The 8002-nt window shown below is 61.0% G+C and carries 10 protein-coding genes; 3 read left to right on the top strand and 7 right to left on the bottom strand.

Annotated features, from left to right (window positions below; translation table 11 throughout):
* The first annotated feature begins 12 nt into the window (after window positions 1-12).
* Complete coding sequence (locus OEG81_RS18010; RefSeq protein WP_264130625.1) at window positions 13-948, top strand: succinylglutamate desuccinylase/aspartoacylase family protein; 936 nt, start codon at window positions 13-15, stop codon at window positions 946-948.
* A gap of 29 nt (window positions 949-977) precedes the next feature.
* On the opposite strand, the gene OEG81_RS18015 is transcribed toward OEG81_RS18010, so the two are convergent.
* Window positions 978-2411, bottom strand: coding sequence for a catalase (locus tag OEG81_RS18015; protein ID WP_264130626.1), 1434 nt, complete (start codon window positions 2409-2411; stop codon window positions 978-980).
* Between the two features lie 169 nt (window positions 2412-2580).
* Window positions 2581-3735, bottom strand: a complete 1155-nt coding sequence (locus OEG81_RS18020; RefSeq protein WP_264130627.1) for an iron-containing alcohol dehydrogenase — start codon at window positions 3733-3735, stop codon at window positions 2581-2583.
* Window positions 3736-3908: 173 nt separating this feature from the next.
* On the opposite strand from OEG81_RS18020, the gene OEG81_RS18025 reads away from it, so the two are divergent.
* Window positions 3909-4274, top strand: a complete 366-nt coding sequence (locus tag OEG81_RS18025) for a hypothetical protein (RefSeq protein ID WP_264130628.1) — start codon at window positions 3909-3911, stop codon at window positions 4272-4274.
* Here the strand turns inward: OEG81_RS18025 and OEG81_RS18030 are convergent.
* The gene (locus OEG81_RS18030; RefSeq protein ID WP_264130629.1) at window positions 4240-4812 is read right to left on the bottom strand and encodes an MASE1 domain-containing protein; all 573 of its coding nucleotides are present in this window, start codon (window positions 4810-4812) and stop codon (window positions 4240-4242) included. The genes OEG81_RS18025 and OEG81_RS18030 overlap by 35 nt on opposite strands.
* A gap of 57 nt (window positions 4813-4869) precedes the next feature.
* Between OEG81_RS18030 and OEG81_RS18035 the strand changes: the two genes are divergently transcribed.
* Complete coding sequence (locus OEG81_RS18035; protein ID WP_264130630.1) at window positions 4870-5223, top strand: winged helix-turn-helix domain-containing protein; 354 nt, start codon at window positions 4870-4872, stop codon at window positions 5221-5223.
* Between the two features lie 32 nt (window positions 5224-5255).
* Here OEG81_RS18035 and yidC read toward each other — a convergent pair whose 3' ends face one another.
* From yidC to rpmH, 4 genes are all read right to left on the bottom strand, one after another.
* Entirely contained in the window at window positions 5256-6944 is a 1689-nt protein-coding gene (yidC, locus tag OEG81_RS18040) for a membrane protein insertase YidC (RefSeq protein ID WP_264130631.1), read from the bottom strand.
* 126 nt (window positions 6945-7070) lie between these two features.
* Window positions 7071-7304, bottom strand: a complete 234-nt coding sequence (gene yidD / locus OEG81_RS18045; RefSeq protein WP_264130632.1) for a membrane protein insertion efficiency factor YidD — start codon at window positions 7302-7304, stop codon at window positions 7071-7073.
* Window positions 7301-7690, bottom strand: coding sequence for a ribonuclease P protein component (gene rnpA, locus OEG81_RS18050; RefSeq protein WP_264130633.1), 390 nt, complete (start codon window positions 7688-7690; stop codon window positions 7301-7303). The genes yidD and rnpA overlap by 4 nt, the downstream gene beginning before the upstream one ends.
* A gap of 32 nt (window positions 7691-7722) precedes the next feature.
* Window positions 7723-7857 carry a 50S ribosomal protein L34 gene (gene rpmH, locus OEG81_RS18055; RefSeq protein ID WP_128355903.1) on the bottom strand — a complete coding sequence of 45 codons (135 nt, stop codon included), beginning with the start codon at window positions 7855-7857 and terminating at the stop codon, window positions 7723-7725.
* Window positions 7858-8002 lie beyond the last annotated feature (145 nt).

An 8002-nucleotide genomic window follows, 5' to 3' on the forward strand; every position in this document is an offset into this window, starting at 1 on the left:
AGAAGGTGAAAAATGGATTTTGAACTTCCCTATCCCGACCTGACGCAAGAGCGCCAGGGCAATACGGGCACGCCGGGCGTCTGGCATTTCGACTCGGGCTTGCCCGGCCCTACGTTGATGATCACGTCGCTGATCCACGGCAACGAGCTTTGCGGAGCCTGGGCGCTGAAGACCCTGCTGGCCAGCGGGCTGCGGCCTCAGGCCGGCGGGATGATCCTGGCCTTTTGCAATCTGGATGGCTACGATCGTTTCGACGTACAGCGACCCGATGCAAGCAGGTATATCGACGAAGACTTGAATCGCGTATGGCAGGATGAGCGCCTTGCGCAAGCAAACAACCGTGAGCGTCGCCGGGCGGCTGAGCTACTGCCGTGGGTTAGGCGCGCCGACCATCTGCTGGACCTGCATTCCATGCACGAGCCGGGCGAACCCCTGCTGTTGACAGGCCTATTGCCCCGCAATATCGAGCTGGCCCGCAAGTTGGGTGCTCCCGAACACGTGATTGTCGATGCCGGGCACAAGGACGGCGTGCGCCTGCGTGATTACGGACGGTTTGGCGATCCGCTGGACGAGGCTTGCGCTTTGCTGATCGAGTGCGGCTACCACGGTGACCAGGCTTCCCGGCGGGTGGCGCTGGATATGACGGCGCGCATGCTGCGCGAGACCGGGGTGGTTGCGCCCGGCCGCATCCCGCAGGAATGGTTCCAGCCCGAGCCGTCCGTGCAGCGCGTGCTGCAAGTGACGGAAGCCATCGTTGCGCCCTCCATGGACGTCAGTTTTGCCCGCGATTGGGAGGGGCTGGAAACCGTGGCCAGAGCGGGCGAGGTGATCGGCTGGGCCGATGGCCGGCCGATCACGACCCCGTACGACAATTGCACCCTGATCATGCCTTCCTTAAGGCAGTTGCGCGCCGGCGTAACCGTTGTCCGCTTTGCCAAAGAGTACTGACGGCGTCGGCGGAAACAGGGGGCGGGTCTTTAGCCCAATGCCTTGATCGCCGCGGCGACGCCCGCACCGTAGGCCGGGTCGGCCTGGGTGCAGTGGTCGATGTGCCGGGCTTTCAGGTCGTCGGATGCGCCCGAGATGGCGCGGGCGGTGTTGTCGAACAGCGCCTGCTTTTGCTGATCGTTCATCAAGCGGAACAAGGCGCCCGGCTGCGAGAAGTAGTCGGTGTCTTCGCGGTGGTTCCAATGGTCCGCCGCGCCTTCGATGGACAGGGGCGGTTCGCGGTAGTCGGGCTGTTCCTGCCATTCTCCCTGCGTGTTGGGCTCGTTGCCCGTAATGCCGCCATGATTGCCATCGACACGCATGGCGCCGTCCCGGTGGTAGCTGTGAAAGGGACACTTGGGCGCATTGACCGGAATCTGGTGATGGTTGACGCCCAGGCGATAGCGCTGCGCGTCGCCGTAGGAAAACAGCCTGGCCTGCAGCATGCGGTCGGGCGAAAAACCGATGCCCGGCACGACGTTGGCGGGCGTGAAGGCGGCTTGCTCGACTTCGGCGAAGAAGTTGTCCGGGTTGCGGTTCAGTTCCAGCACACCGACTTCGATCAGCGGATAGTCGCCCTTGGGCCAGACCTTGGTCAAATCGAAGGGGTTCAGGCGATAGCTGCCCGCATCCTTCTCGGGCATGACCTGCACATAGAGGGTCCAGCGCGGGAAGTCCTTGTTCTCGATGGCCTCGAACAGGTCGCGTTGCGAGCTTTCACGGTCTTTGCCGACCAGTTCGCATGCCTGGGCGTCGGTCAGGTTCCTGATGCCCTGCTGGGTCTTGAAATGGAACTTAACCCAGAACCGTTCATTCTTCGCATTGATGAAGCTGAAGGTGTGGCTGCCGAACAGATGCATGTTCCGGAAACCCGCCGGGATGCCCCGGTCGCTCATCACGATGGTGATCTGGTGCAGGGCTTCCGGCAGGCCGGTCCAGAATTCCCAATTGTTCTGCGCGCTGCGCATCCCGGTACGCGGATCGCGCTTGACGGCGTGATTCAGGTCGGGAAACTTCAAGGGGTCGCGAAAGAAGAATACGGGCGTGTTGTTGCCAACCAGATCCCAGTTTCCTTCCTCGGTATAGAACTTCATGGCGATGCCGCGGATGTCACGCTCCGCATCGGCGGCTCCGCGTTCGCCGGCAACGGTCGAAAAGCGCGCGAACATCGGCGTTTGCTTGCCTACCTCGGAAAAGACCTTGGCGCGTGTGTATCGGGTAATGTCGTGGGTAACGGTGAAAGTGCCGTAGGCACCGGAACCCTTGGCATGCATGCGTCGCTCCGGTATGACTTCGCGATCGAAATGCGCCAGCTTTTCAAGCAGCCAGACATCCTGCAACAGCGCCGGTCCACGCGGACCGGCGGTTTGAATATTCTGATTATCAGCGACGGGCGCGCCGGCGGCGGTAGTAAGTTTTTTCATGTGAGCCTCAAGGAGCGGTTGGTCTGGTCGCTGCATGTTGCGTTATGTCGCGCTCGATGCAGTCGAAGGGAGTCTACCGAGAGGCCCTGCAATAGTAAAATTAATTAATTATCTTATATCAATAGATATTTACTATTTGATTTCAATGAGGCGGATTCCGCCAGCTGTTCTAAAGCGCGGCCGCATAGATGGCATAGGCGTCTTCTTCCCGGACTTCCCGGGGGTTGTTGCCCAGCAGCCGGGTCTGCTTCATGGCTTCCCGCGCCATGTGGCGCAGGTCGGCCTGCCTGACGCCGACTTCCCGCAACGTACGCTCTATGCCGGTCGACCGGGTAAGGTCCTCCAGGCGGGCGATGAAGGCGTGGGTTCTGGCCTCGTCGCTGCCGGAGCAGCCGGGCACGATCAGTTCGGCGAGCTCCGCATACCGGGCTGCGGCATCGGGGGCGTTGAAGCGCAGCACATGGGGCAGCACCAGTGAATTGGACAGCCCATGCGGCACATGGAAAATGCCTCCTATGGGGTAGGCCAGGGCATGGACAGCCGCGACGGGCGCGTTCGCAAAAGCCTGGCCGGCCAGCATGGCGCCCAGCAGCATGGCTTCCCTTGCGGCAAGGTCATTGCCGTTTTCGCAGGCGGGCAGCAGGTTGGCGGACAGCAATGCCAGGGCCCTTACCGCCAGCATGTCCGACACCGGATTCTTCAGATGCTTGCTGGTATAGGCTTCAATCGCGTGGACCATGGCGTCTATGCCGGTGGCGGCGGTGGCCTTGGCGGGCAGGCCAAGGGTCAAACGGGCGTCCAGGATGGCCATGTCGGCATACAGCATGGGTGAAACGACGCCGGATTTGGTCGTCTCGCCGGTGGTGACGATGGATACGGGTGTCACTTCGGAGCCGGTGCCCGCCGTGGTGGGAATCTGTACCAGCGGCAAGCGTTGGCCGCGGACATTGCCGATTCCGTACATGTCGGTCAGGGGCTGGTCGCCGCCCAGCAATATCGCCAGCAGCTTGGCGACATCCATGGACGACCCGCCGCCCAGGCCCACGATGACTTCGGCGCCCGATCTACGGGCCTGCTCGGCCGCTTCCAGGACGATATGCTCCGGAGGATCGGCGATGACGTGATCGATGACCTGAACCTGCCAGCCGGCATTCTTCAGGCTGGCCAGCGCGCCATCCAGCATGCCGCTTTGATGAAGGAAGCGGTCGGTGACCAGGCATAGCCGGGTCTGCAGGTAATGCTCACGCAGCAGCGGCCCCAGCCGGTCGGCGGCGCCGGCCTCGACGACGATGCACGGAACCGTGCGAAACTCGAACTTCATCACCTTTGGTCTCCTTTGGCCCTGCGGAGCGGCCGCAGTGTTGTATCTGGGCACCATGATATCCCTGCTGGAAACGTCTGTCCCGCTTCTTTCAACGCTCTGTCGGCGTAAAAGGGCAGTCCTGTTTCAATTTGTTATATAATTTATAACAATGCGAACGCCGATAAGGAACAGCAGTGGGACAGCACAGCAATGATGCCGACGACGCGTTATTCCAACGAGCTGACTCCTCGGAGATGTCCGATGGTGAGTCCTGGAGCGTCGAGCTGCGCCTTTATATGAAGAGGCAATGCGAGATGTGGGCGGACATAACCGCCAAGATCGAATATAACGCCAGCGTTCTGGGCACGCCGCGCATGCGGCTGTATTCGCCGGACGAGCGTAAAGCACTGGCGGCGATGATGGCCAATATGAAGCAGTTGCTGGATAGGGCTCATGGCGACATGGGCCGGTCGATAGAGGCCACGCATGCGCGGCTCGAGGCCGCCTTGCAGGCCTATGATGCGTTCATCGCCCGTTCCGGGTCGTGCCTGCGGGCTTGAGCCGGTTCGCCAGGCGGCCCAGCACCAGCCTTACGCCGTATAAGACGAGCAGAATGCCTGCCATATCGCCCACAAGCATCACGAAGGCCTGCCTCCAATCGTTCGCCGCTCCCCAGAACAGAAACCACAAATAATGAAGCAGGGTATTGACCACTGCGCACGCCGCGGCGCAGGCCAGCAGCCGTGCCGGCGTCAGGTTCGACAGCGAATCGTGTAAAGAGAAAATCCGGCGGGCCAGCATATATACAAGATAAGGGCTCCCCGCGGATATGGCGGCGCCCGCCGCCGCCCTGATAAAATCATCCGGGAAATAATAATAGATGTTGGCAAGCCAGGATGCGATCAGTATGCCCAGCGCACCGGCACTTCCGAACAGCAAAGTGCACAGCAAGCGGACGCCTGCGGGAAGATATATCCAATTGAACCCCAGCGCGTATTCCGAACCTGTGAATACCAGCTCATTCAAGCCGAGCAGCAGCAGATAAATTGCCGCTGTGCCGGCAACCGCATATAGGAACTGCATGCGCCGCTGCTTCATTTCAGTCTATATCCCTTGGCGCCAATCCTCGAAAAAGCTTACAAGAATACACAGCATATGAAGGACAATACACGCCCAGCCGATATTTACTTGCGTTTCCTGAGCCTGGCCGAAGCCTTGCGCGGGCTTCCCTCGCTTGACCCGCTGGAAGAGCGGATACTTTCACTGGTGGCTCGCAAGGTGCAGGAAGCCAGCCGCCTGTCGGTGCGCGACATCATGGCGATCGATAGCCTGGGCTCGCCGGCCACCATTCATGGCCGGCTCAAGTCGATGCGTGAAAAAGGCTGGATAGAGCTCGCCGATACGGATGACGCCAGGCGCAAGCAGGTTGCGCTGACGTCGGCCGCGCTGCGCCACTTCGACATGCTGTCCACCTGCATGGTCCAGGCGGCAAAAACCCGCATCGAATGACGCGGGTTTCCATGCCATAAGCGGTCAGCCGCCTACCGCGCCGACGCGGCGGTTTCCTTGTCCAGCTTGTGCATGATGTAGCGCTGCTGGGCAATCGATACGGCGTTGTTGACGCACCAGTACAGGACCAGGCCGGCGGGGAAGAAGAACATCATGCCGCCGAAGACCAAGGGCATGATCATCATGATCCTGGCCTGGGTGGGATCCGGAGGCGTGGGGTTCAATTTGATCTGCAGGAACATGGTTGCCATCATGAAGGCAGGCAATATGAACCAGGGGTCGCGCACCGACAGATCGTGTATCCACAGTATCCACGGGGCGCCGCGCATTTCGACGCTGCCCAGCAGCACCCAGTACAGGGAAATGAACACCGGAATCTGCACCACCATGGGCAGGCAGCCCCCCAGCGGGTTGATCTTCTCGGTACGGTACATCTCCATCATGGCTGCGTTCAGCTTGGCCTTGTCGTCGCCGAACTTTTCGCGCAAGGCCTGCATGCGCGGGGTCACCTGCTTCATCTTGGCCATGGACCGGTAGCTGGCGGCGGACAGCGGGTAGAACACCAGCTTGATCAGCAGCGTCAGCACCACGATGGTCCAGCCCCAGTTGCCCAGCAGGGCGTGCAGCCAGGTCATGACCTTGAACAAGGGCTTGGCAATGATGGTAAGCCAGCCGTAGTCGACCACCAGCTCCAGCCCGGGGGCGAGTTCGCTCATGGCTTTCTGGTCTTGCGGGCCCACCCACAGATGCGAGTCGACGGCGACGTGTTCGCCGGGCTGTATGCTTCCCACGCTTTCGATGGAGCGGATGGCATACAGATTGTTGGACAGGCGCAGGGCTTCGTTGTGGCGGACCTTGCCTTCGGGCGGCACCCAGGCCGACGCGAAGTAGTGCTGCACCATGCCGATCCAGCCGTTGTCCGCCTGCTTGACGTAGCCGGACTTGCCCTTGTCGATGTCCGAGAAGGTGATCTTCTGGAATTTCTCTTCGGCCGAGTACAGGGCGGGGCCCGTGAACGTGCTGTAGAAGGACGACTTGTCGGAAGGGTCGTTGCCGTCGCGGGCCAGTTGCAGGTACAGGGAGGGCGTGATGGCGGTGTCGCCGACGTTGTAGACGTCGTGCTGCACGTCGATGTCGTAGCGGCCCTTGTGCAGGGTGTAGGTCTTTACCACCTTGACGCCGCCGCTCTCGGCTTCGAAAACGACCTTCAGCGTATCTCCGGCAAGGGCGGTATCGCTGGAAACCAGCCTGAACGGCGTCAGATGCGTGGGGTAGCTTTGGCCGGCGGGGGCTCCAACGACACCGGTCTGCGCCATGTAGACGGATTGGGCGGAGTTGTCCAGCAGAACCATGGGTTCGTCTTTGGCGCCCGGGGCGGAGTACTTGACCAGTTCCGCCTTGACGAGCTGTGCGCCCTGGGTGTCGAAGGTCAGGTTGTAGACATCAGTCTTGACCTGGACTTTTTCAGACGTGCTGGCGGGCGCCTGCGTGCCGCTGCCCGGAACCGTGGTATCGGCGGCGACAGCCGAAGCGGCGGGGGCGGCCGAAGGGATGCTGGGATCGGCGGACACGGCCCCCGCTTGAGCGGGGGCCGCTTCCTGCGTGGCGGTGGAGCTTGCTCCGAACAGCGACGGTTTGCCGTTATGCACTTGCCAGTTGTTCCACAGCAGCAAGAGCGAAAGAGAGAAAATCATCCAGAGGACGGTGCGTCGGATATCCATAGCGCCTGTTTTTTGAGTTAAAGCCGAGCAAAAGCTCAACAGTTTAACGTAGCTCAACTGAATCCAAGATGAGCGAAGAATAATGCAAGAAAACTACAATCGCCTGACGTTCGAAGCAAGCTGGATTCAGCGTGGCTTTCGAACCGGGTCCGGCACCGGATCGTATCCGCCCGGACACCAGGGATGGCATCGGCCTATGCGGCGCGACCCCAGCCAAAGACCCTTCAATGCCCCATGCTTTTCGATGGCCTCTATCGCATAGAGCGAACAGCTTGGGGTGAATCGGCAGCTCCTGCCGACCCAGGGGCTCAGGAAATACCGGTAGAAGCGGATCGGAGCGATCAGCAAGGCCCTGATCATTGCAAGGCTCGCTGGAGCAGGGCGTCGGCTTCGCTGCGCACCTGCTTTTTGAGCTCGGTCAGGCTCAGGGGCTCGATTTTGCTATGGAGCCTGAAAACCAGATCGCAAGCGGGCAGATCGCCCCGCTTTTGCCGGAAGGCCTCCCGGATGACCCGCTTGATGGCGTTGCGGACAACGGCCTTGGCGGCGAAGCGCTTGGCGATGATGAGCCCGAGCCGGGCGCATGCGGCCGCTTCCTGGCCGGAAGAAAGGCGTGGTGTCATTACAACGAACAACGCCCCTCTGGCAAGGCGTTTACCCTTGAGGGCGGACGCATATTCCGAGGGGCTGTGTAAACGAGCGCTGGCGGGAAACGTGGCTCGAGTGGATGCTGTCGCACCAGCCATGGGCTTGCCAGCCGGCGCTTGCGGCGGCTGGCTTAAACGGCCAGCTGCTTGCGGCCTTTGGCGCGGCGCGCATTGATGACGGCACGGCCGCCGCGCGTTTTCATGCGTACGCGAAAACCGTGGGTGCGCTTGCGGCGGGTAACTGAGGGCTGGAAAGTGCGTTTCATGGAAAATCCAAATAAAAGAGCTGCCAAGGCCGAAAATGCCACCGCCAAGACGATGGGCGGCGTTGTTTACCGGCAATGGTTTGCCCGGCAACCCCGGCCTTGGGGTTAAAAATTCGCTAGTGAGCCCGCCATTTCATCAAATTTT

This window comes from Pollutimonas sp. M17 (genome assembly GCF_025836975.1).
In the GTDB taxonomy this organism is placed as follows: Bacteria; Pseudomonadota; Gammaproteobacteria; order Burkholderiales; family Burkholderiaceae_B.

Coding starts and splice junctions, on each gene's coding strand:
- OEG81_RS18015 (WP_264130626.1), bottom strand. CDS start 2,411: ATGAAAAAACTTACTACCGCCGCCGGCGCGCCCGTCGCTGATAATCAG.
- yidC (WP_264130631.1), bottom strand. CDS start 6,944: ATGGATATCCGACGCACCGTCCTCTGGATGATTTTCTCTCTTTCGCTC.
- OEG81_RS18030 (WP_264130629.1), bottom strand. CDS start 4,812: ATGAAGCAGCGGCGCATGCAGTTCCTATATGCGGTTGCCGGCACAGCG.
- rpmH (WP_128355903.1), bottom strand. CDS start 7,857: ATGAAACGCACTTTCCAGCCCTCAGTTACCCGCCGCAAGCGCACCCAC.
- OEG81_RS18010 (WP_264130625.1), top strand. CDS start 13: ATGGATTTTGAACTTCCCTATCCCGACCTGACGCAAGAGCGCCAGGGC.
- yidD (WP_264130632.1), bottom strand. CDS start 7,304: ATGATCAGGGCCTTGCTGATCGCTCCGATCCGCTTCTACCGGTATTTC.
- rnpA (WP_264130633.1), bottom strand. CDS start 7,690: ATGGCTGGTGCGACAGCATCCACTCGAGCCACGTTTCCCGCCAGCGCT.
- OEG81_RS18035 (WP_264130630.1), top strand. CDS start 4,870: ATGAAGGACAATACACGCCCAGCCGATATTTACTTGCGTTTCCTGAGC.